The sequence below is a fragment of the Chromobacterium alkanivorans genome (assembly GCF_016937655.1).
Taxonomy (GTDB): Bacteria; Pseudomonadota; Gammaproteobacteria; order Burkholderiales; family Chromobacteriaceae; genus Chromobacterium; species Chromobacterium alkanivorans.
Genome location: NZ_JAFHKL010000010.1, coordinates 142,521 through 164,447, shown reverse-complemented (window position 1 = coordinate 164,447; position 21,927 = coordinate 142,521). Strand labels below are relative to the sequence as shown.

Sequence of the window (21,927 nt, the reverse complement as noted above, 5' to 3'; positions counted from 1 at the left end):
GCGGCGCACCCTCGCATCCATTACACCATGTGGAACAATGCTTGCTCCCACTCTTTAGCCCACCCAAAGCCTCATAAGCAAAAGCGCCGCCAAACTTTGCGGCGGAAGAAGAGGCACACACAACGCACGGACATTCTTGACGACGAGCTCAACGCCCTAGCCCCATCCCGCCACAGCGCAGCGGACATAGAATAGGCTCTTCGCCCCAAGTTGCAGGATGCGCCCTCCCGGCCTTCCCCTGCATGCGGGCGCAAAAAAAGGGCAAGCTTGGCTTGCCCCCGACCTAACGACTACCGCAACACCCTCAAGCCGAAGCGGCCTCGAACGCCCAGGTGTCCTCCAGCCCGAACTCCGCCCAGCACTCGCCGTTAGACCTGGCTTGCTGGCCAAAGGCGCGCAAACGCAGATCGCCGTGCTGCAACAGGTATTCCCAGCGGTCGCCCAGATACATCGATGCGATCAGGCGCGCCGGCAGGCTGTTGCCGCCGGGCTCGTCCTGCACCCGCAGCCGCTCCAGCCGGATCACCGCCTCCGCCTGCTGCCCCACCTGCAATGCCTGCCGCGCGGTGGCGCGCAGCTGCCAGCCCTCGCCCTGCAGGGTCACGCTGTCGCCGTCCCGGGCCGCCACCTTGGCTTGCAGCGTGTTGTTGGCGCCCATGAATTGCGCGGTATAAAGGGAAGCCGGCGCGGAATACAGCTCGGTGGGACTGCCGGCCTGCTCGATGCGGCCGTTCTTCAACAACAAAATCTGGTCCGACATCGCCATCGCCTCGCCCTGATCGTGAGTGACGCACAAGGCGGACAAATTCATCGACACGATCAATTCGCGCAGCCAGGCGCGCGCCTCTTCGCGCAGCTTGGCGTCCAGATTGGACAAGGGCTCGTCCAGCAGAATCACCGGCGGGTTGTAGACCAGCGCGCGGGCGATGGCCACGCGCTGCTGCTGGCCGCCGGACAGTTGATGCGGATAGCGCTCGGCCAAATGCCCTAGCCCGAGCTTGTCCAGAATCTGCCTCACCCGCGCGGCGATTTCCGCCGACGGAGTCTGACGCAGCTTCAAGCCGTAGCCGACGTTCTGCGCCACGGTGCGATGCGGCCACAAGGCGTAAGACTGGAACACCAGGCCCAGCGAGCGCTGTTCCACCGCCAGATTGCAGCCGGCGGACGCGTCGTACAAGGGGCGGCCGTCCAGCAGGATTTGGCCCGCCGACGGCTGCTCCAGCCCGGCGATGGCGCGCAGCAAGGTGGTCTTGCCGCTGCCGGATGCGCCGAGCAGAGATACGACCTGGCCGGCGGCCAGATCAAAGGAAACGCCCTTCAAGATTGGATTCTGCTCGTAATTCAGATGCAGATCGCGCACGCTCAGCTTAGTCATGAAGTTTTACTCCCAGACGCAAGGCCAGCGCCAAGCCGGCGCCCACCATCAAGATATTGATCACAGACAGCGCCGCCACCTGGTCCACCGCGCCGGTGGCCCACAGGGACACCAGCAGGGAACCGATCACCTCGGTGCCCGGCGACAGCAAATACACCGCGGTCGAATACTCCCGCTCGAAAATCATGAAGATCAGCAGCCAGCTGGACAGCAGGCCGAAACGGATCAAGGGCAGCGTCACGTCCAGGCTGGTCCGCCGCTGGCTGGCCCCCGCGGTGCGGGCGGCCTCCTCCAGCTCCGGCCCCACCTGCAGCAAGGCGCTCTGCACCAGGCGCATGCCGTAGGCCAGCCAGACCACGGTGTAGGCCAGCCAGATCGACAGCATGCTGTTCTTGGCGCCCTGCAAGCCGGGCACGAACAGGAACACCCACAGGAAGGCCAGACCCGCCAGGATGCCCGGCACGGCGCGCGGCAACAGCACCAGATAGTCCAGCAGACGCGCGCCCCAATCGTGGCGGCGGTGGCCGGCGAAACCGACCAGGGTGTAGAAGCCCACCGCCAGCGCGCCGCCTATGATGCCGACGCCCAGGGTGTTGACGATGGCGCGGACGATGTTGTCCTCCTCGAACACCAGCGCGTAATGATCCAGCGTCAGCGTTTCCAGCAAGGACACGCCCTCGCCCCAGTGGCTGACCACGGAACGCAGCGCGATGCTGGAAATCGGCACCACCACGGTGAGGAACAGCCACAGCAGCACGATGGCCAAGGCCAGATAGCGCCACGGCCCCAGCGACAAGGGGTGCTGGCGGCCGGCCTTGCCCTTGAGCGCGACGAAACGCTGGGCGCTGCGCAACAGCCGGCGCTGCAACAAGACCAGCGGAAAGGTGATCGCGATCAGACATACCGCCACCGCCGCCATCAGGTGATAGGACGGCACCCCCAGTTTATTGGTCAGCTTGTACAGATAGGTGGCCAACACCAGATGCCCTTCCGGATCGCCCAGCACCAGCGGCAGACCGAACACCTCGAAACCGAGGAACACCACCAGCACGCCGGCGAACAGCATCGATGGCATCACCATGGGCAAGCTGACGTCGCGCGCCACGCGGAAGGGGCTGGCGCCGGCCACCCGCGCCGCCTCCTCAACGTCCGAACCCAGATTGCGCAGCGCCGCCGACGCGTACAGATAGACATGCGGCACATGGGTCAGGCCCGCCACCACCGCGATGCTGAGCAGGGAATAAATATTCCAAGGCACCTCTTCCACGCCGAACCACTGCTTGAACCACAAGGAGTAAAAGCCCACCGGACCGGCCGCCACCACATAGCCGAAAGCCAGCACCATCGGCGACACGAACACCGGCGTCAGCAGCAAGGGCTCCAGCCAGCGCCGGCCGGGCAAATCGGTGCGCGCCATCACAAACGCCAGCACGCCGCCCAGCGGGATGGCGATCAAGGCCATGCCGGCGGCGATCACCAGCGAGTTGCCGAGCGCGGACCAGAAATCGGGGTCGGCGAACACAAAGCGGTAAGCGGCCAGCCCCATGCTCTTGTCCGCCATGAAGAAAGGCTGATCCAGCAGGCTTTGGTAGATCACCAGCGATAGCGGGGCCAGCACCAGCAGGGCCAGCGCGCCCAAGACCAGCCAGCGGCCGGCGGCGCTCCAACCCAGCCGTCCGCCGTGCGCGGCGGCGCCGGCGGCCGCGGCGGGGGCTGTCGGATTAATGGAGGAATTCATGCTTGCTCCCAGGCCTGCGCGCAGGCCTCTGCGCCGTCCGCGCGCGGCGGACGGCTGATTGAGTCATCGGAAACGCCGGCCGCGGCGGCCGGAGGGAGTCGCTACTTCTTCAGCGCCTGCTGCCAGCTGCGCATGAAGTCCAGTCGCTTGGCCTGGTCCAGATAGACCAGCAGGCCGGTGCCCACCTGAATGGGCTTGGCGCTGCCGCCCAATTGCTGGTTCAAGGCGGCAATGGAAGTCGCGCCGCTCACATCGCTGCGCAGCGAGAACAGATCCGACTGGTTGGCCAGCACGGTCTGGCCGCGCTTGGACAATAGATAGTCCAGCCACAGTCGCGCCGCGCTGGGATTGCGCGCCTTCTTGGAGATAATGGCCAGCCGGCTGACCACCTGGGTGTAGTCCTTGGGATAGACGTAGCCGATGGCCGGGTCCTTCTTCGCCTTGGCGTAAGCGTAGGAGCCGAGGATGTTGTAGCCGATCAGGTTCTCGCCCGAGGAGATCCGCTCCATCATCGCCCCGGTGGACGTTTGCAGCTTGACGCCGCTGGCGCCCAGCGTACGCGCCAGTTCCCAGGCGCCGTTGGCGTTGTGACGCACGTCCTGGGTCAGGAAGTTGAAACCGACGCCGGACTTCTCCACATCGTAGGTGGTGACCTTGCCTTTGAAGCGGGCCGGGTTCGCCTTGAGGATGCGCACCAGGTCGGCGCGGGTCTGCGGGATTTCTTCCGGCTTCAGCAAGCGCTTGTTGTAGACGATGGCCACCGGCTCGTAGGTGGTGCCGTAGGCCTGCTGCTGATAATGCGCCCAGGACGGCAGATTGGCCGCCTCCGGCGAAGCGTAGCTGGCTGCGTAGCCGTCATTGACGAACTTCACCTGCAGATCCATCGCCGAACTCCACACCACGTCGGCGCTGGCGCTGTTGGCCGCGTTCTCGCTGATGAAGCGGTTGTAGATCTCGGTGCTGTTCATATCGTGGTATTCCACTTTGACGCCGGGATACAAGGCCTGGAAGTCCTTGATCAAGGGCCGCGCCGCGGCGCTGTCGGTGGCCGAATAAACCACCACCTTGCCTTCCTTGACGGCGGCGTCCACCAGGTTCTGGTAACTGGCGGGATAGCCGGCGGGCAATGCGGCCCAGACGGCGGCGGAACCCAGCGCACAGCACAGCGCGGACAGGCTTCTGACTCTATTCATGGTGTTGCTCCTAGGTAGATGAAGATGTTGGCGACATCTTTCGAATCGCGCGGCTCTATTGGCTTCGCTTGCCCAGCCATGATATTAGAGTAAAGCTTTCAATCCGCTTTCAGTGACTCAACCATGCGCCTGCTCTTGGTGGAAGACAATCCGGCCTTGTCCGAATCGCTGGCCCAGGCCTTGCGCCAGGCCGGCTTCGCCGTGGACTGCATGCTCAACGGCAGCGACGCCGACCATGTGCTGCGCACCCAGGACTACGCGCTGGCCATCCTGGATCTGGACCTGCCCAAGCTCAACGGCTGGGAGGTGCTGCGCCGGCTGCGCGGCCGCAAGCAAACGCTGCCGGTGCTGATCCTGACCGCGCACGGCTCGGTGGAAGAACGGGTGCGCGGCCTGGATCTGGGCGCCGACGACTATCTGGCCAAGCCCTTCGACCTCAACGAGCTGGAGGCGCGGGTGCGCGCGCTGATCCGCCGCAGCCACGGCCGCGAAAGTCCGCTGCTGCAGCTCGGGCCGCTCAGCTACGACAGCGTCGGACGCCAGTTTCAACTGAACGGCGACGCGCTGCACCTGACCCCGCGCGAGCACGCGGTGCTGGAAGTGCTGATGCTGCAAGGCGGCAAGGCCATCGGCAAGAACCAGTTGTCGGAAAAAATTTTCGGCCTGGACGAAACCGGCAGCGCCGAAGCCATCGAAATCTATGTGCACCGCTTGCGCAAGAAGCTGGCCGGCCAACCGGTTTCCATCGTCACCTTGCGCGGGCTGGGCTATCTGCTGACCTCTCCGTAAATGCGAACCGCCCTCTCCCGTTTCAAACCCGCCAGCTTGCGCAAGCAATTGCTGCTGGGCCTGTCCGTTCCGCTGCTGCTGATGCTGGCGCTGGACGGCTGGATGACTTACGACCGCGCCCTGCAGGCGGCCAACACCGCCTTCGACCGCATGCTGCTCAGCTCTGGCCGCGCCATCGCCGACGGCGTCGCCGCCCATGACGGCGCCGTCAGCGTGGACATTCCCTATTTCGCCCTGCAGATGTTCGAGTCCAACGCTTCCGGCAAGGTGTTCTATCGCGTCAGCCGCGCGGACGGCGCGCTGCTCACCGGCTACGACGATTTGCCGCTGCCGCCGCCGCGCCGGCGCGAGGCCATCCGCTACCAGCCCGATTACATGGACATCCCCTATCACGGCGAAACGCTGCGCTTGCTGACCCTGCGGCTATCGGTGCGCGACATGAGCACACTGCGCAGCCAGGACGTGTGGATACAGGTGGCGGAAACGCCGGAGTCGCGAGAGCAACTGGCGCGCACCCTGCTCGTCGGCTCCCTGGCGCAGGAAGCGCTGCTCGGCGTCATCATGCTCGCCATCGTGCTGCTGGCGGTCGGCCATAGCCTGCGTCCCTTGCGCCGCCTGTCGCGCAATGTGGTGGCGCGCAAGGAAACCGATCTCAGCCCCCTGCCCAGCCGCGAGCTGCCCACCGAGCTGACCCCCTTGGTGGAGGCGCTGAATCAACAAGGCGTGCGCTGGCATAAATTGCAGGCCGCGCGCCGCCGCTTCATCGACGATGCCGCTCATCAATTGAAAACGCCGCTGGCGGTGATGCGGACGCAGGCGGAACTGGCGCGACGCCAGGCGCCGGAGCCCTCGCTGCGCCAGCAACTGGACAAGCTGCTCGCCTCGCTGGACAGCGCCAGCCACGGCGTGCACCAGCTGTTGCAACTGGCTAGAGTGGAGCCGGACAACGGCCAGGCCATCGAGCTGGACGACATGGACCTGGCCGCCTGGGTCAGGGAATGGGCGCTGGAGCAAGCGCCCTGGGCCCATGGCCAAGGCGCGGATCTGGGCTACGAGGGAGAGGAAACGGTATGGATACGCGGCAACGCCGGCCTGCTGCGCGAATTGCTGGGCAATCTGCTGGACAACGCCATCCGCTACCATCCAAAGGAGAACGGCGCTCGCGTCACCATCGCGGCCGGCGCGTTGCCGGCGCCGTGGCTGCGCGTCGACGACAACGGCCCCGGCATCCCGGAGGCGGAACAAGACAAGGTATGGCTGCGTTTTTACCGCGTCGCCGGCGCCGCCAGCAGCGGCAGCGGCCTTGGGCTCGCCATCGTCAGGGAAATCGCCCACCGGCACGGGGCGACGGTGGAGCTGAGCCGCAACGCCGGGGGCGGCCTCAGCGTCAAGCTGCAGTTCCCCCCCGCCGGCGGCGGAACGGCCTAGACCCGCTAAGCCCCTTGATCCTTACGGGTACTGCCTGCGTCGGCGCGCCCTGGCTCAGCTTCGCTGCGAGGTTTTGTCAGCGGCTCTTGGAGCCTGTTCACGGTCTGGCCCGCGTCGTGAAACGCGGCATGGCGAGCGCGGCGTCGAAATGCTCGCGCAGCGCGCGCGGCGCAATCTTCAGCCGCTCTCGCCTTGTCCCGCCCTAGCCTGCGGGCTTTGACGGGCGCTTTAGAACGGCAGCTGGTACAAGGGGTTGCGGCTGTCGGCGCCTTCGGCGCGAATGCGCTCCAGCTCGCTGCGCAAGGCGGTTTGCAACCACTGTTCCCGCATTTTGTCGCCTTCGGGATGCTCGTTCAGCATCCGGTACAAGGCCATGCCGTGGAAGGTGGTCATCATGGTCAGCAAGGTGGCGAAGAAGCCGGTGGAGATCGCGTAACGCGGGAACAGCGACGCCATCAGCGCGACGAAGCGGTCGCGGAAATAGTTGCTGGAACTGGCCAGGAAGATCTCCCTCAGATCCGCGGTGGTGCGCGCCGCCATCAGCAACTCCATCAGCACGATGTGGCGCGGCGACAGCACCAGGGCCTTCATCAGCGCGACGATCCGCTCCTCTTCCGGCATCGTGCTGGGCATTTCCGCCGCCAGCTTGAGGCCGGCTTCGAAAATATCGTCGACCACCTTGCGGCCCACCGGCAACATCAGTTCGTTCTTGGTGGCGAAATGGCGGAATAAGGCCCCCTGGGAGACGCCGGCCCGGCTGCAGATCAACTGCACGCTGGTGCCGTGATAGCCAAACTCCAGCAGACACTCGATGGCCGCTTCCACCAGTTTCCCAATGGTGGACTCCCTACGACTTTGTTGTGTTCGTCTAGTTTGCATTATATTCTTATGTCATGTTTATCCCAACCAAGGTTTGATGATACGCGAAACTTTTGCCATAAGCGAGGGTGAGCGCACGCTAAATAGGCCAGTGAGTAGTTTCAACTAGGGACATGCGGAAAAATGCTGTTCTTTTTAAGATTACTTCCCATTAATACTTAAAAAGAGGTCGCAAAAATTAAAATAATTATTATTAAATTGCGTAGTTCTGATGGTTTGGAACATTTTGCGCGGCCTACTGTCTTTTCAGCCGCCGGAATCCAGCTCGCGCGCCCGGCGTGGCGTCCGCGCAACGTCGGAAAATAGCGGCAAGATCACCGCCGATGTTGGCAGAATCCGGCCAGCGCGACGACGATGGCCGACAGCGCTCCTTGATGTTTCCGCATTCTATCCACCGCTCTTCCGCGCTTGGCGGCCAGTCTCAAGATAACAAGCAAGCACTCAAGCAATCTCGCCCTTAGGAAGCAGCCGGTTTCTAATCGAAAAAATAAATACGCTAAAACAACATTTCAACAAAAATACGCGGTTGAATTACTCCGGACGGGAAAATATGCACGGCCAAGTTCGCATTCGAACATTACCCGGCATTTCTCGTCCGAGGCTGACAAAAACTGACGGCCCGGCCGCAAGCGGCCGGGCCGCCGGGTTCAATTCAACTGCGCGCGTCCAAAGTCCACCCGCCCGAACGGGCTGACCGCGTAAGCGCTCAAATCCTTGCTCGCCAAGGCGTAAGCGGTGGGGTGCGCCAAGGGCAGCCACAGCGCCTGTTCCTGAATCAACTTCTGCGCCGCCAGATACAGCTTGGCGCGCTGCGCGAAATCGCTGCTCTTCTTGCCGTCGCCGATCAGCTTGTCCAGCTTCGCGTCGCAAAAACGCGCGAAATTGGTGCCGGACTGCACCGCGGAGCAGGAAAACTGCGGGGTCAGGAAATTGTCCGGGTCGCCGTTGTCGCCGGCCCAGCCCATGAACAATAGCTCATGTTCGCCGGCCTTGGCGCGCTTGATCAGCTCGCCCCACTCAATCACCTTGATCTGCACCTTGACGCCTATCTTGGCCAGGTCTGACTGCAGCAGCTCCGCGCCGGCTTTGGGATTGGGGTTCAGCGTACTGCCGCTGGGCCGCACCCACACCGTGGTTTCGAAACCGTCCGGATAGCCGGCCTGAGCCAGCAGCTTCTTGGCGCGCGCCGGATCGTAAGGATAGGGCTTCGCCCCCTTGTTGTAGCTCCAGGTGTTCGGCGGATAAGGCAGGTCCGCCGCGATGGCGGTATTGTCGAACACCGTCTTCAGATAGCTGTTCTTGTCGAAAGCCAGGTTGAGCGCCTGCCGCACAAGGGGATTGTTCAGCGGCTTTTTCTGGCTGTTGAAGGCGACGAAGGCGGTCATGAAGGCCGGCGTCTGCAAAACCCGCAGCTTGGGATCGGCCTTGGCCGCCAACACGTCCTGCGGCTTGGGCGACAAGGCCAGCTGACACTCCCCGGCCTTCAGTTTTTGCGCGCGCACCGCCGAATCCGGGGTGATCGCGTAGATCAGCGCGCCTATCTTGGGTTTGGCGCCCCAATAGCCGGGGTTGGGCGCATAGCGCACCACCGCGTCCTTCTGGAAGCTGCGGAAAACGAAGGGACCGGTGCCTATGGGCTTGGCGTTCAAGTCCGCCTGGCGGCCGGCCGCCAGCAACTGCCCCGCGTACTCGGCCGAATAGATGGAGGCGAAACCCATGGTCAGGCTGGACAGGAAGGTGGCTTCCGGATAGTTGAGCTCGAAGCGCACGGTATTGGCGTCGACCTTCTGCACCGCCTTGATCAGCTTGGGAAACTGCATCGATTGCGCGTGCGGATAGCCGTTGGGCGCGCTCTTGTGCCAAGGATGCGCCGGATTGAGCATGCGCTCGAAGGTGAACACCACGTCGTCCGCCATCAGCTTGCGGCCAGGCTTGAAGTAATCGGTGGCGTGAAACGCCACATTGGGGCGCAGCTTGAAGGTGTAACTGAGGCCGTCGTCGCCGATCTGCCAGCTGGCGGCCAGGCCGGGCACCACTTTGCGGGCGGCCGGATCGTATTCGACCAGGCGGTTCATCAGCACGTCCGCCGACGCGTTGGTGGTGACCAGGGAGTTGTACTGTACCACGTCAAAACCTTCCGGATTGGCGTCGGTGCACACCGTCAAAGGGCGAGCGGCCAACGCCAGGGTCGGCGCCAGGGCCAAGGCCAACAACGTCAATTGCTTGTTCATCGGCATTTCCTTATCAAACTGCATGGCATCTTCGGTATCAGAAACGAAGGTTAAGCGAATAAGCGGAAAAAACAAACCATCGATTATGCATATTCATATTCGCGCCGCGGGCAAGGACGGAATTTGAGCCCGGCGCAAATTGCCGCTACAGTCAAAGCGGACAGCCAGAATACAAAGCGCCATCGACATGACACGCCGCCACTGCCTGCTTGCCCTGTTTTTGACCTGCCTCGCCGTCGCGCAAGCGCGGGCCGCGCCGGGCCCCGCGCTGGACATCCTGACCGAGGATGACCCGCCGCTGACTTTCGAGCAAGACGGCAAGGCCGCCGGCCTGGTGGTGGAAGTGGTGCAAGGCATTCAGCGCCGCGTCGGCAACCGCGACCCCATTGCGGTGGTGCCCTGGGCGCGCGGTTACCGCCAGGCGCAACAGCAGCCGAACACCGTGCTGTTCAACACCAACCGCACCCCGGAACGGGAGCGCATGTTCAAGTGGGTGGGCCCGGTCACCGAAACCCTGGGCTGCCTGTTCGTGCGGCGCGACAGCCCGATCAAGCTGCAGACGCTGGACGACGCCCGCAAACTGCCGCAGATCATGGTGGTGCGCGACTGGTATCTGCAGCAGCTGCTGAGCGCGCAGAACTTCTCCAACCTGGCCACCGTGGCCACGCCGGACCAGTTGCTGAACATGTTGATGCGCAAGCGCGCCGACGTCATCGTCAGCGAAAACACCACCCTGCCCCACCAGCTGCGGCAGCAGGGCTTCGACCCGTCCCAGGTGCGCAAGGCGCTGACCTTCTCCCACACTTACGGCTACATCACCTTTTCCCGTCAGACGCCGGACGCGGTGATCAAGGCTTGGCAACAGGCGCTGGACGAGATGAAGCGCGACGGCAGTTTCGCCGCGCTGTACCGGCGCTGGCTGCCCGGCGAGGTGCCGCCGGGCATCAACCCGCCTTCGCCGTGAGTCATTCGAAACGGCCGCGCCACCAGGACACCAGCTCCTCGGGCGGCAAGGAGCGCGAATACAGATAGCCCTGGGCGCTGTGGCAGCCGCGCGCCAGCAGCAAGGCGTGCTGGGATTCGGTCTCCACGCCCTCGGCCAGCACTTGCAGGCCCAGGCTCTCCGCCATGGACACGATGGCCGCCACCATCGCCAGGTCGCGCTCGTCGCTGTCCAGCCGCATGATGAAGCTGCGGTCTATCTTCAATTCATCGATGGGCAGCCGCTTGAGGTAGGACAGCGAGGAAAAGCCGGTGCCGAAATCGTCGACGCTGATATGGAAGCCCATGCGTTTGAGCGTCGGCAAGGCCTTCATCGCGCTGTCCGCGTCCATCAGCGTGCCCTCGGTGATTTCCAGGCACAGCTGATCCGGCGGCGCCCCGCTTTCCTCGGCGATCGCTCGCAAGCGCGCGACGGCGTCCGGCAGGCCGAAGAAGCGCGCCGACAGATTGACGCTGACGCGCCAGGGCGGCAGGCCCTGTCCTCTCCAGGCCATCACCTGGCTGCAGACATTGCGAAACACATACTCGTCGATATCGATGATCAGGCCGGTTTTTTCGGCGATGGCGATAAACTCCGCCGGCGACTGCTTGCGCCCGTCCAGCTCCCAGCGCAACAGCGCCTCCATCCCCAGCATGTCCTGGCTGCGCAGCGTCATCTGCGGCTGGTACTCCAGCCGCAGTTCCCGTCGCTGCAAGGCCTGACGCAAGCCGGTCTCCACTTGCAGGCGCTGGCGCACGCCGTCGGCCATGTCCTCGGAGAAGAAGCAGTAGCCGTTCTTGCCCGCGTACTTGGCGCGGTACATCGCCATGTCCGCGTCGCGCATCAGCCCTTCCGGCGTGTCGGCGTCGCCGGGATAGCAACTGATGCCTATGCTGGCGGACAGGAAATAACGGTGCTCCCCGTCCTGATACGGCGCCGCCAGCGCCGCCAGCACTTGCTCGGCCAGGCTGTCGGCCGCGCCGTCGGCGGCGTTCTCGGCCAAGGCGACGAATTCGTCGCCGCCGATGCGGAACAGGCTATCGCGGCCGCTCGCGCAGGCGCGCAGCCGTTCGGCCACGATGCGCAGCAGGCGGTCCCCCACCTCATGCCCCAGGTTGTCGTTGATGAAACGAAAGTCGTCCAGATCCACCAACAGCAAATACAGGCGCTGGCCCGAGCGCTGATGCTGCCCCAAGCTCCATTGCAGCCGCTCATTCAGCTGCACCCGGTTGGGCAGCTGGGTCAGACTGTCGTGCTTGGCGAGAAACTCGATATTGAGCTGAGAACGCTTCAGCGTGGACACGTCGCGGGCAAAACCCATCGCCCGCCGCGGCCGTCCCGTCTCGTCCCGCCACAGGCTGGCGCTCACCTGCATCCACACAGGATCCTCGCCAGGCATGGAGATCCGGAACTGACATTCGTGCAGGCTTTCGCCGGCCACGGCCGGCAGGCCCTGCCAGCGCCGGCGCAGTTCGTCCAGGTCCTCGGGATGGATTTGCCCCAGCAAGGCGTCCAGGCTGTCGTGGCGGTAATCGTCGGCCCGCCCGAAAATTCGCCCCACCGGCCCCTCTTCGTGCAACACCCCGTCGTTCAGGTCCAGCTCCCAGGCGATTTGCTCCGCCGCGTACAGCGCCTGCGTCAAGCGCAGCGCCGAGCGGCGGCGCTCTCCGATCAAGCGGCCCACCCGCGCCAGCAGCTCCGCCACCGAAAACGGCTTGAACAGGAACTCCTGCACGCTGTTCTGCAGCATGCGCAGCCGCAGCGAATCGTCGGCGCGCGCCGACAGCATCACTACAGGAATGTCCTCGGTCTGGCGGTTGCCGCGCAGCGCGGACACAAACGCTTCTCCGCCCATCCCCGGCATCATCAGGTCGCTGATGATCAGGTCAGGCTGCTCGCTCTGCGCCAGCTGCAGGCCGCGGCCGCCTTCCGGCGCCGTCATCACCCGGTAATGCCTGCCCAAGGCTCCGGCGATGAAGGCGCTCATATCCGTGTTGTCCTCCACCAGCAGAACCAGCGCTTGCGCGCCCATGTCCGGCAAGCCTCCGGCCTCGCCCTGCTGCGACGCGGGCGCGGGCACGGCGCCGCCGGCCAGCAAATCGTCCAGGCGCAGGTCTTCCGACTCTATCGGCGTTCCCGCCGGCGCCCGCAAGGGCAGGCTGAGACGGAACAAGGCGCCGCCGCCCTCGGCGGCGGACAAGCGCACCTCGCCATGGTGCAGCTCGATGAACTCCTTGACGATGGCCAGGCCAAGCCCGGTGCCGCCGTGTCGGCCGTAATCGCCGTCCTCCACTTGCACGAAGCGCTCGAAAACCTTGTCGCGCATCTCGGCCGGCACGCCCGGCCCGTTGTCCTGCACCCGGATGCCGGCTTGCGCCCCCCGCAGCTCCAGCGCGATCTGGATGTGGCCGCCGTCCGGGGTAAACTTGAAGGCGTTGGACAGCAGATTCAGCAAGACCCGCTGCAACTTGATCGCGTCCACCTGCGCCGACGCCGTTTTCGGCGCCGCCACTTGGTAATCGATGCGCCGGTCGCTGGCCAGAGAGCCGAAGTAAGAAGCTACGTGGCGCACCAGTTCGGCCAGGTCCAGCTGCACATAACGCAGCTTCAGCTCCCCGGCGTCCAGCTTGGCCACGTCCAGCAAATCGTTGACCTGCTGCAGCAACATCCGCGCCTGTCGCTGGATCAGCAATAGATTGGGGCTCTCCCCCGGCTCGACCTGCCCGGACAGAAAGCGTTCGACCTGCCCCAGGATCAGGGTCAGCGGCGTGCGCAACTCATGGCTGACATTGGCGAAGAAACGGGTTTTCATCTGGTCCAGCTCGCGCATCTGCTGATTCAGACGCGCCAGCTCGCTGTTGGACTCCTTCAGATCGGTGTTGGCGCGAGCGATCTGCGCGTGCTGGTTCACAATCTCGGCCTCCAGCGCCGCCGCACTGTTCCGCGCGCCCTCCTCGGACACGGCCTGCTGCGCGCTCTTGCCCCGCAGACGCACGAACTCGCTGACGTCCTGCACGCTGTGGATGATGCAGCCCACGCTGCCGTCCGCGCGCTTCACCGGCCAGTTGGTCGGACTCCAATAGCGCTCTTCGAAACTGCCGTCCGGCCTGGGGATGTCGTATTTCTGCATCGCCATGCTGTCCTCGACCCCAGTGGCCAGCACGCGCTGCAAAGAGATGCGCAGATTGCGCGAGCCCTCGCCTTCCGGCTCGTCGGGATTGACCGGAAAGATATCGAACAGATTACGGCCCAGGATCGATTCGCGCCGGGTCAGCGTGGTCTGCAGATAGACGTCGCTGGCGGCGATGACGTTGAAATCGGCGTCCAGCACCAGATACAGGCCGGGCGCCCGTTCGAACAGCAGCTGAAAATCCGGTGCGGCCATCGCAGCCTGCGCGTTCAACGCCAACGCAGCCTCCTATGAATAGGGTTCGCGGACCAACGGCAGCCAGACTGCCGTCATATTCTTCATTAAATATGATAGCCGTATATCCGCTCAACTCCAGTGCCCGATCGTCAGCCATGGGCGTAAAAAAACCCCGGCCTTGGCCGGGGTTGCTTGGCGCGGGTCCGCGCGCTCAGGCGTAGCTGTCGGTGGACGGGCAGCTGCACACCAGATTGCGGTCGCCGTAGACGTCGTCGATGCGGTTGACGCTGGGCCAGAACTTGTTCTCCAGCACATAGGGCAAGGGGAACAGGCCGGTTTCGCGGCTGTACGGGCGCTGCCAATCGCCGGCGATGTCCGCCTTGCTGTGCGGCGCGTTGCACAAGGGATTGTTGTCCACCGGCCACACGCCGCTCTGCACTTGGTCGATCTCCTGGCGGATGGCCGCCATCGCCGCGATGAAGCGGTCCAGCTCGGCCTTGGGCTCGGATTCGGTCGGCTCGATCATCAGCGTGCCCGGCACCGGGAAGCTCATGGTCGGCGCGTGGAAGCCGTAATCCATCAAGCGCTTGGCCACGTCCACCTCGGTCACGCCGCTGGCGGCCTTGAGCGGGCGCAGGTCGATGATGCATTCGTGGGCCACCCGGCCGTTGGCGCCGGTGTACAACACCGGGAAGTGCTCGGCCAGCCGCGTCGCCACGTAGTTGGCGGACAGCAGCGCGTTCTCGGTGGCCTGCTTCATGCCTTCCGCGCCCATCATCGCGATGTACATATAGGAAATGGGCAGGATGGAGGCGGAGCCGAACGGCGCCGCCGACACCGCGGTCTGCCCCGGCTGGGCGGTGGGCACCGAAGCCACCACGTGGTTGGCGATGAACGGCGCCAGATGCGCTTTCAGGCCGATCGGCCCCATGCCCGGGCCGCCGCCGCCGTGCGGGATGCAGAAGGTCTTGTGCAGGTTCATGTGCGACACGTCGGCGCCGATGTCGGCCGGACGGCACAAGCCCACCTGGGCGTTGAGGTTGGCGCCGTCCATATACACCTGACCGCCGTGCTGATGGATGATCGCGCAGATTTCGCGGATAGGCTGCTCGAACACGCCGTGGGTGGACGGATAGGTGATCATCAGCGCCGCCAGCTGCGCCGAATGCTGCTCGGCCTTGGCCTTCAGATCGGCGACGTCGACGTTGCCTGCCTCGTCGCAGTCCACCACCACCACCTGCATATTCATCATCTGCGCGGTGGCCGGGTTGGTGCCGTGGGCGGAGCGCGGAATCAGGCAGATATTGCGCTGACCGTCGCCGCGCGACTCGTGGTAGCGGCTGATCGCCAGCAGGCCGGCGTATTCGCCCTGGGCGCCGGAGTTGGGCTGCATCGAAATGATGTCGAAGCCGGTGATCGCGCGCAGCTGGGTTTCCAGGCCGGCGATCATTTCCAGATAGCCCACCGTCTGTTCGCGCGGCGCGAACGGATGCATATTGGCGAATTCCGGCCAGGTGATCGGGATCATTTCGCTGGTGGCGTTCAACTTCATCGTGCAGCTGCCCAGCGAGATCATCGAATGATTCATCGCCAGGTCGCGGCTTTCCAGCTTTTTCATATAGCGCAGCATCTCGTGCTCGCTATGGTGGGTGTTGAACACCGGGTGGCTCATGAAGGCGGATTCGCGCTTCAAGCCGGCCGGGATCGCGTCGGCGGCCGCGGCGTCCAGCGCGGCGATGTCGGCGCTCTTGCCGGTGAAGATTTCGATCAGGCGCTCCAGATCGGCCTCGCTGGCCGCCTCGTGGAAGGCCACGCCCAGCACATTGCCGCCGGCGCGGCGCAGATTGTAGCCGGCGGCCAGCGCCGCCTGATACACCGCGTCGGCCTTGGGCGCGTCAACTTGCACCGTGTCGAAGAAGCGGTCGAACACCAGCTTGCCGCCGGCGGCCTTGACCGCGTACGCGAAAATGGCGGCCAGCCGGTGGATGCGGGCGGCGATGCGCTTGACGCCTTCCGGGCCGTGGTAGACCGCGTACATGCCGGCGATATTGGCCAGCAGCACCTGGCTGGTGCAGATATTGGAGTTGGCCTTTTCGCGGCGGATGTGCTGCTCGCGGGTCTGCAGCGCCATGCGCAGCGCGGTCTTGCCCTTGGCGTCGACCGACACGCCGATGATGCGGCCCGGCGCCGAACGCTTCATCTCGTCCTTGAACGCGAAGTAGGCGGCGTGCGGGCCGCCGAAGCCCATAGGCACGCCGAAACGCTGGGTGTTGCCGATGGCCACGTCCGCGCCCATCTCGCCCGGCGACTTCAAAGCCACCAGCGCCATGATGTCGGCGGCCACCACCGCCACCGCGCCCTTGGCCTTGACCGCGGCGATGTGCGGGGTCAGGTCGATCAGATCGCCGGCTTCGCCCGGATACTGGAACAAGGCGCCGAAGTATTCGCCCTTGCCCGCTTCTTCCGGGTGGCCCAGCACCAGCTCGAAGCCGAAGTACTTGGCGCGGGTGCGCATCACGTCCAGGGTTTGCGGCAGCACGCGGCTGTCGACGAAGAACTGGCCGGACTTGGCCTTGGACACCCGGCGCGCCATCGCCATCGCCTCGGCGGCGGCGGTGGCCTCGTCCAGCAGGGAGGCGTTGGCCAGCTCCAGGCCGGTCAGATCGATCACCATCTGCTGGAAGTTCAGCAAGGCTTCGAGACGGCCCTGGGCGATCTCGGCCTGATACGGGGTGTAAGCGGTGTACCAGCCCGGGTTTTCCAGCAGATTGCGCAGAATCACCGTCGGGGTCAGCACCGGGTAGTAGCCCTGGCCGATGAAGGATTTGTTGACCACGTTCTTGGCGGCGACGGCCTTCAGCGCGGCCAGCGCCTCGGCTTCCGGCATCGGGTCCGGCAGCTCCAGCTCGCGGTTCAGACGGATGTCGGCCGGCAGCGTCTGCGCCACCAGTTCGTCGATGGAGGCCACGCCGACGGCGGCCAGCATTTGCTCGCGCTCGGCGTCGGACGGGCCGATGTGGCGGGAGAGGAATTCTTTGCGGTTGAACAGTTCGGAGAGAGACATGAGTACGGGACCTTCTATGCTTGCCGTCCGCGCCGCGGCTTGCGCGGCCAATCGGGTGTTGCTGGATATCCGGGCGAAAAAAACGCCTCGCCGCCGATTAGGGCTGCGAGGCGGTTTTCACCATCAGGCGCCAATTTCCTTGGCGTAGGCGGCGGCGTCCATCAGGGCGTCCAGGTCCGCCGGATCGACCGGCTTGATCTTGAAGAACCAGCCGGCGCCGTAAGGCTCGCTATTGGCCAGGTCCGGCGCGGCCTCCAGCTCCTCGTTGACGGCCAGCACTTCGCCGGCGATCGGACAGTAGATGTCGGAAGCGGCCTTCACCGATTCCACCACGCCGGCCTGCTCTTCCTTGGCCAGCTTGGCGCCCACTTTCGGCAGTTCGACGAACACGATGTCGCCCAGCAGTTCTTGCGCGTGCTCGGTAATGCCCACGGTCACGGAGCCGTCGGCTTCCAGGCGCAGCCATTCGTGGCTTTCAACGTATTTGAGTTCGGCGGGGATGTTGCTCATGAGTGTCTCCAGTCAAATCCAGGTCTTAACGATATTCCCGGCCGCGTCGCGCGGCCTGCCAGGCCAATCGGCTCAGGCGAAAACTTTCTTGCCGTTGCGCACAAAGGGCATCTTGACCACGCGCACCTCGGTCAGGGTGCCGCGCAGGTCCACCAGCGCCTTGTCGCCGGTGCCGGCCGGCACTCGCGCGATCGCGATGGAGTGCTTGAGGGTGGGCGAGAAGGTGCCGCTGGTGATCACGCCTTCGCCTACGCCGTCCACCACCACCTTCAGGCCTTCGCGCAGCACGCCGCGCCCTTCCAGCACCAAGCCCACCTGCTTGGTCTTCACGCCGGCGGCTTTCTGCGCCTCCAGCGCCTTGCGGCCGATGAAGTCGCGCTCGGCCGGCTCCCAGGCTATGGTCCAGCCCATGCCGGCCTCCAGCGGGGACACGGTTTCGTCCATGTCGTGGCCGTAAAGATTCATGCCGGCCTCCAGGCGCAGGGTGTCGCGCGCGCCCAGACCGATGGGGGCGACGCCGGCGGCCTGCAATTGCTGGAAGAAGGCCGCGGCCTCAAGGCCGGGCAGCATCACTTCCAGGCCGTCCTCGCCGGTGTAGCCGGTGCGGGCGTAGAACCAGTCGCCGACGGGCTGGCCCTGGAACGGCTTCAAGGCCTGGATGACGGAGGCGAGCTCGGGCTTGACCGCACAGACCTTGGCGATGGCTTGCGGGCCTTGCACCGCCAGGATGGACAGGTCGCGGCGCACTTTGATGTCCACGTCGAAGTCCGCCTTGTGCCCTTCCATCCAGGCCAGGTCTTTGTCGGTGGTGCCGGCGTTGACCACCATGCGGTAGCCGTAGGAAGTCAGGTAGACGATCAGATCGTCCACCACGGTGCCGTCGGGGGTGAGCATGCCGGAATACAGCGCCTTGCCTTCGAAGCCTAGCTTGGCCACGTCGTTGGCGATCAGGCGCTGCAGCCAGACCTTGGCGTCCGGGCCGCTGATGTCCAGCACCGTCATGTGGGAAACGTCGAACATGCCGGCGTCGCTGCGCACGATTTCATGTTCCTTGAGCTGGGAGCCGTAGTGAATGGGCATTTCCCAGCCGGCGAAATCGACCATCTTGGCGCCGGCGGCGATGTGGGAGTCAAACAGGGGGGTGCGTTTCGGGGCCGTCATCGGTGCGTCCTTAGCAAAAGCGTGTAGTGTTGCTCTATTCCCTACACCCCTCTGTCCCTGCACCTGAGATTTTCCGGCCTTGCGGCCGTTAGCCCCTTCGGTGGGCATCCGCGGATGCCGCTCTCCAGATTCGGCGAACTGGCTGCGGCCAGTCCGATGATGCAGTCCTTTTGCCTGAGCGATTGCGGGTGCGCTTGCGCCTTCGGCGGTGGCGCGGGCGGCCACTCTCTCCTGCATGACGAGCCAGATTATGGTTGCTGGGCCGGGGCTTGGCAAGCCGTGTTTATCTTCAACTTAAACAAAGACTTGAAATATTCGAAACCGCAAAACATTGAACTGACATTGCTTCGTTTAAGAGCGATTACGAACATATTTCGCTTCTTTATCGATCATCCCATCGACAAACTCCCCGTCCGGCCGGCGCTGATCGTAAGATGACATCCGTCTTGACCAAGCACGATCTCTATCCGATATGGAAAGGAAGCCGCGATGCGAAAACTGATCAACGATCCGCGCCATGTCGCGCGGGAGATGCTGGAAGGTCTGGCCGACACCCTGCCCGGCCTGACGCTGCTGGAAGAGGAAAACGTCTTGCTGCGGGCGGACCTGCCGGCCGGCGGCCTGCGCGACAAGGTGGCGCTGATCTCCGGTGGCGGCAGCGGCCACGAGCCGGCCCACGCCGGCTATATCGGCCACGGCATGCTGGACGCCGCCGCGGTGGGCGATGTGTTCACCTCGCCCAGCGTAGACACCGTGCTGGCGGCGATCCGCGCCGTCGCCGGCCCCCGGGGCGTGTTGCTGATCATCAAGAATTACACCGGCGACCGGCTGAATTTCGGCCTGGCGGCGGAGCTGGCCCGCGCCGAGGGTATCGCCGTCGACAGCGTGGTGGTGGCCGACGACGTGGCGCTGCGCGACACCGTGGAGCCGGCGCGCCGCCGCGGCATCGCCGGCACGGTGCTGGTGCACAAGATCGCCGGCGCGGCGGCCGCCGCCGGCGCCGGCCTCGCCGAAGTCGCCGCCGCCGCGCGGCTGGCGGCGGAACAGGTGGCCACCATGGGCGTGGCGCTGGGCGCCTGCACGGTGCCGGCCACCGGCCGCCCCGGCTTTCAACTGGACGAGGACGAAATCGAGCTGGGCCTGGGCATCCACGGCGAAGCCGGCGTGCGCCGCGCGCCGCGCCAATCCGCCGACGCCTTGTGCGCGACGCTGCTAGACGCCATTGTCCAGGATAGGGATTGGCGGCCCGGCCAGCGGGTGGCGATGCTAGTCAACGGCCTGGGCGGCACCCCGCCGATGGAGCTGGCCATCGTGGCGCGCAGCGCGCTGGCCTCGGCGCGGCAGCGCGGCTTGCGGGTGGAACGGCTGTGGAGCGGCAATTTCATGACCGCGCTGGAAATGCCCGGCTGCTCGCTGTCTCTGCTGGCGCTGGACGAGCAGTGCCTCAGCTGGCTGGATCAAGCCACCCAGGCTCCGGCCTGGCCCGGCTCCGGCCGCCTGCCGGCGCAACGCCAGCTGCGTCCGGCGCCGCCGCGCGCCGAAACGGCCCCCTCCTCCGCCAAGGCCGACCCCAGGCTGCGCGCCGCGGCTTGGGCCGCGGCCGACGCGCTGGACGCCGCCGAAGCCCTGCTGACCGAGCTCGACGGCGCCGCCGGCGACGGCGATCTGGGCGTCAGCATGCAGCGCGGCGCGGCGGCGATCCGGGCCTTGCCGGACAGCGCCTGGAGCGAGCCCGCCACGGCGCTGCGCGCGGTCGGCCAGGCCTTGCGCCAGGCCATTGCCGGCAGCTCCGGCCCGTTCTACTCCACCGCCTTGCTGCGCGCGGCTCGGCGCTTGGACGCGGCGAGCGCTCCCGGCCCGCGCGACTGGGCCGCCGCCTTCCAGGACGGCGTCGCCGCCATCGCGGAACTGGGCGGCGCTCAGCTGGGCGACCGCACCATGCTGGACGCCTTGTCCCCGGCCGCCGACGCCTTCGCCTCTGCGCTGGACGCCGGCCAGGACCCCGCCTCGGCCTGGCGCTCGGCGCTGGAGGCGGCCGAGCGCGGTTGCGCCGCCACCGCCGCCATGCGCCCGCGCCTGGGCCGGGCCAGCTATCTGGGCGAGCGGGCGCTGGGCGTGCCCGACGCGGGCGCCAGCGCCGCACTGGTCTGGCTGAAGGCGCTGGCCGGCTAAGAACCTGTTTACGATCTGCTGCGCGTCGGCAGGATGGATAGAAAAGGGCGTTGAAAACGGTTTCGAAATGCTCATGTACCATCTGTACATTCCGCTTTCTCAGCCGTTTTCGCCTTGTCTCGCCTTAGCTCGCGAGATCGTAAACAGGCTCTAAGACTTGACGATGGGCCGCCGCGCCGGCGCGGCGGCCATCTCGATCAGGCCGGCTCGGCCTCCATCGACGGATAGATCCAGTCCACGCCCAGCGCCTGGCCCCACAGGCAGTCGCCCAGATCGTAGTGCCACCATTCCTCGGCGTAATTGCTGAAACCGGCCTGCTTCATCAGATTGAACAAGACGCGGCGATTGTGACGCGCCGTCAGCCAGCGTTCGGACGAAAAGCCCTGCGCCGGATCGTGCGGCGCCTCGAAGAAGTCGGTGCGCGACGCCGGCTCCGCCGCGTCGAAGCCGGTGCCGAAATCGCAGATCTCACCGCTGTCCCGCCGGCAGATGGCCAGATCGATCGCGCCGCCGGAGTTGTGCGGCAACACCGCGAAGCGGGCGGTGTCGTCCGGGTGGGCGGCGAACAAGCGCGCCTGCCGCTCCACCGCCGCCGCGTCCCAGTCCGGGTGCGCGGCGCGCACATCATCCAACACCATCTGAAACAGATCGGCCTGGGTCTCGCGGCTGCGGTAGGCGTCGAACAGCGACAGGCCGTACTCCGGCGCCAGCCGCGCCGCCGCCTCGCGCAAGCGGCGCGCGACGAAGGCCCGCGCCGACATCCCTGCGGCGCAACCTTTGCGGCCGGCGCGGTAATAGCTGTTTTCCGGAAACAAACCGTCCGCGCGCTCCAGCGCGCAAGGCTGGCTTTCCGCCCGCATCCGCTCCAGCGTCCGCGCGTCCGGCGTCGGATAAGCGAAATCGATGGCGACAAGCAGGCTATCGGCGGCGGCAATCCTCATGACAACTCCCAGTCTGAAACCAAAGCGCCCTAGTAGGCCACCAGCCGGCGGCATAGGCAAGCCCATTTCGCCATGACGACAGCCTTGCGCCCAAAGA

14 protein-coding genes and 2 riboswitches are annotated in these 21,927 nt (G+C 65.3%); of the genes, 4 read left to right on the top strand and 10 right to left on the bottom strand.

Translation table 11 applies throughout. The features are described 5' to 3' along the window. Positions 1-304 precede the first annotated feature (304 nt). The 3 genes from JW897_RS18150 to JW897_RS18140 all read right to left on the bottom strand — a co-directional run bounded on the left by JW897_RS18150 (position 305) and on the right by JW897_RS18140 (position 4,306). Positions 305-1,375 (bottom strand): ABC transporter ATP-binding protein, encoded by a 1,071-nt coding sequence (locus tag JW897_RS18150; RefSeq protein WP_043591838.1) that lies wholly within the window; start codon positions 1,373-1,375, stop codon positions 305-307. Beyond that, positions 1,368-3,113: an ABC transporter permease gene (locus JW897_RS18145; protein ID WP_205467175.1), complete on the bottom strand. Its 1,746-nt coding sequence runs from the start codon at positions 3,111-3,113 to the stop codon at positions 1,368-1,370. Before JW897_RS18145 ends, JW897_RS18150 begins: the two co-directional genes overlap by 8 nt. Positions 3,114-3,214: 101 nt before the next feature. Beyond that, positions 3,215-4,306, bottom strand: a complete 1,092-nt coding sequence (locus JW897_RS18140) for an ABC transporter substrate-binding protein (RefSeq protein WP_205467174.1) — start codon at positions 4,304-4,306, stop codon at positions 3,215-3,217. 123 nt (positions 4,307-4,429) lie between these two features. On the opposite strand from JW897_RS18140, the gene JW897_RS18135 reads away from it, so the two are divergent. Both JW897_RS18135 and JW897_RS18130 read left to right on the top strand, forming a co-directional pair. Continuing rightward, positions 4,430-5,095: a response regulator gene (locus JW897_RS18135; RefSeq protein WP_048414990.1), complete on the top strand. Its 666-nt coding sequence runs from the start codon at positions 4,430-4,432 to the stop codon at positions 5,093-5,095. Next, a complete protein-coding gene (locus JW897_RS18130) occupies positions 5,096-6,523 on the top strand; it encodes a sensor histidine kinase (RefSeq protein ID WP_205467173.1) in 1,428 nt (475 codons plus the stop codon). A 228-nt stretch (positions 6,524-6,751) separates the two neighbouring features. Here the strand turns inward: JW897_RS18130 and JW897_RS18125 are convergent, their stop codons facing one another. Together JW897_RS18125 and JW897_RS18120 are read right to left on the bottom strand one after the other, a co-directional pair. Next, positions 6,752-7,402 carry a TetR/AcrR family transcriptional regulator gene (locus JW897_RS18125; RefSeq protein ID WP_082151092.1) on the bottom strand — a complete coding sequence of 217 codons (651 nt, stop codon included), beginning with the start codon at positions 7,400-7,402 and terminating at the stop codon, positions 6,752-6,754. Positions 7,403-8,049: 647 nt separating this feature from the next. Further along, the gene (locus JW897_RS18120; protein ID WP_205467172.1) at positions 8,050-9,633 is read right to left on the bottom strand and encodes an ABC transporter substrate-binding protein; all 1,584 of its coding nucleotides are present in this window, start codon (positions 9,631-9,633) and stop codon (positions 8,050-8,052) included. Positions 9,634-9,820: 187 nt separating this feature from the next. Between JW897_RS18120 and JW897_RS18115 the strand changes: the two genes are divergently transcribed. Next, positions 9,821-10,597 (top strand): substrate-binding periplasmic protein, encoded by a 777-nt coding sequence (locus JW897_RS18115; RefSeq protein WP_205467171.1) that lies wholly within the window; start codon positions 9,821-9,823, stop codon positions 10,595-10,597. Position 10,598: 1 nt separating this feature from the next. On the opposite strand, the gene JW897_RS18110 is transcribed toward JW897_RS18115, so the two are convergent. The 4 genes from JW897_RS18110 to gcvT all read right to left on the bottom strand — a co-directional run bounded on the left by JW897_RS18110 (position 10,599) and on the right by gcvT (position 18,717). Continuing rightward, positions 10,599-14,024: an EAL domain-containing protein gene (locus JW897_RS18110; protein WP_205467170.1), complete on the bottom strand. Its 3,426-nt coding sequence runs from the start codon at positions 14,022-14,024 to the stop codon at positions 10,599-10,601. Positions 14,025-14,193: 169 nt separating this feature from the next. Next, entirely contained in the window at positions 14,194-17,046 is a 2,853-nt protein-coding gene (gcvP, locus tag JW897_RS18105; protein WP_205467169.1) for an aminomethyl-transferring glycine dehydrogenase, read from the bottom strand. A 123-nt stretch (positions 17,047-17,169) separates the two neighbouring features. Further along, positions 17,170-17,556, bottom strand: a complete 387-nt coding sequence (gene gcvH, locus JW897_RS18100; RefSeq protein ID WP_048414994.1) for a glycine cleavage system protein GcvH — start codon at positions 17,554-17,556, stop codon at positions 17,170-17,172. Positions 17,557-17,628: 72 nt separating this feature from the next. After that, the gene (gene gcvT, locus JW897_RS18095) at positions 17,629-18,717 is read right to left on the bottom strand and encodes a glycine cleavage system aminomethyltransferase GcvT (RefSeq protein ID WP_205467168.1); all 1,089 of its coding nucleotides are present in this window, start codon (positions 18,715-18,717) and stop codon (positions 17,629-17,631) included. Positions 18,718-18,758: 41 nt separating this feature from the next. Continuing rightward, positions 18,759-18,855, bottom strand: a riboswitch (glycine riboswitch). A 14-nt stretch (positions 18,856-18,869) separates the two neighbouring features. Then, a riboswitch (glycine riboswitch) is annotated at positions 18,870-18,961 on the bottom strand. A 245-nt stretch (positions 18,962-19,206) separates the two neighbouring features. Between gcvT and JW897_RS18090 the strand changes: the two genes are divergently transcribed. Beyond that, positions 19,207-20,889 carry a dihydroxyacetone kinase family protein gene (locus tag JW897_RS18090; RefSeq protein ID WP_205467167.1) on the top strand — a complete coding sequence of 561 codons (1,683 nt, stop codon included), beginning with the start codon at positions 19,207-19,209 and terminating at the stop codon, positions 20,887-20,889. A gap of 197 nt (positions 20,890-21,086) precedes the next feature. On the opposite strand, the gene JW897_RS18085 is transcribed toward JW897_RS18090, so the two are convergent. Beyond that, positions 21,087-21,830 (bottom strand): M15 family metallopeptidase, encoded by a 744-nt coding sequence (locus JW897_RS18085; RefSeq protein WP_205467166.1) that lies wholly within the window; start codon positions 21,828-21,830, stop codon positions 21,087-21,089. Positions 21,831-21,927: the final 97 nt, after the last annotated feature.

Coding starts and splice junctions, on each gene's coding strand:
- JW897_RS18130 (WP_205467173.1), top strand. CDS start 5,096: ATGCGAACCGCCCTCTCCCGTTTCAAACCCGCCAGCTTGCGCAAGCAA.
- JW897_RS18140 (WP_205467174.1), bottom strand. CDS start 4,306: ATGAATAGAGTCAGAAGCCTGTCCGCGCTGTGCTGTGCGCTGGGTTCC.
- gcvP (WP_205467169.1), bottom strand. CDS start 17,046: ATGTCTCTCTCCGAACTGTTCAACCGCAAAGAATTCCTCTCCCGCCAC.
- gcvH (WP_048414994.1), bottom strand. CDS start 17,556: ATGAGCAACATCCCCGCCGAACTCAAATACGTTGAAAGCCACGAATGG.
- JW897_RS18120 (WP_205467172.1), bottom strand. CDS start 9,633: ATGAACAAGCAATTGACGTTGTTGGCCTTGGCCCTGGCGCCGACCCTG.
- JW897_RS18145 (WP_205467175.1), bottom strand. CDS start 3,113: ATGAATTCCTCCATTAATCCGACAGCCCCCGCCGCGGCCGCCGGCGCC.
- JW897_RS18150 (WP_043591838.1), bottom strand. CDS start 1,375: ATGACTAAGCTGAGCGTGCGCGATCTGCATCTGAATTACGAGCAGAAT.
- JW897_RS18085 (WP_205467166.1), bottom strand. CDS start 21,830: ATGAGGATTGCCGCCGCCGATAGCCTGCTTGTCGCCATCGATTTCGCT.
- gcvT (WP_205467168.1), bottom strand. CDS start 18,717: ATGACGGCCCCGAAACGCACCCCCCTGTTTGACTCCCACATCGCCGCC.
- JW897_RS18090 (WP_205467167.1), top strand. CDS start 19,207: ATGCGAAAACTGATCAACGATCCGCGCCATGTCGCGCGGGAGATGCTG.
- JW897_RS18135 (WP_048414990.1), top strand. CDS start 4,430: ATGCGCCTGCTCTTGGTGGAAGACAATCCGGCCTTGTCCGAATCGCTG.
- JW897_RS18125 (WP_082151092.1), bottom strand. CDS start 7,402: ATGCAAACTAGACGAACACAACAAAGTCGTAGGGAGTCCACCATTGGG.
- JW897_RS18115 (WP_205467171.1), top strand. CDS start 9,821: ATGACACGCCGCCACTGCCTGCTTGCCCTGTTTTTGACCTGCCTCGCC.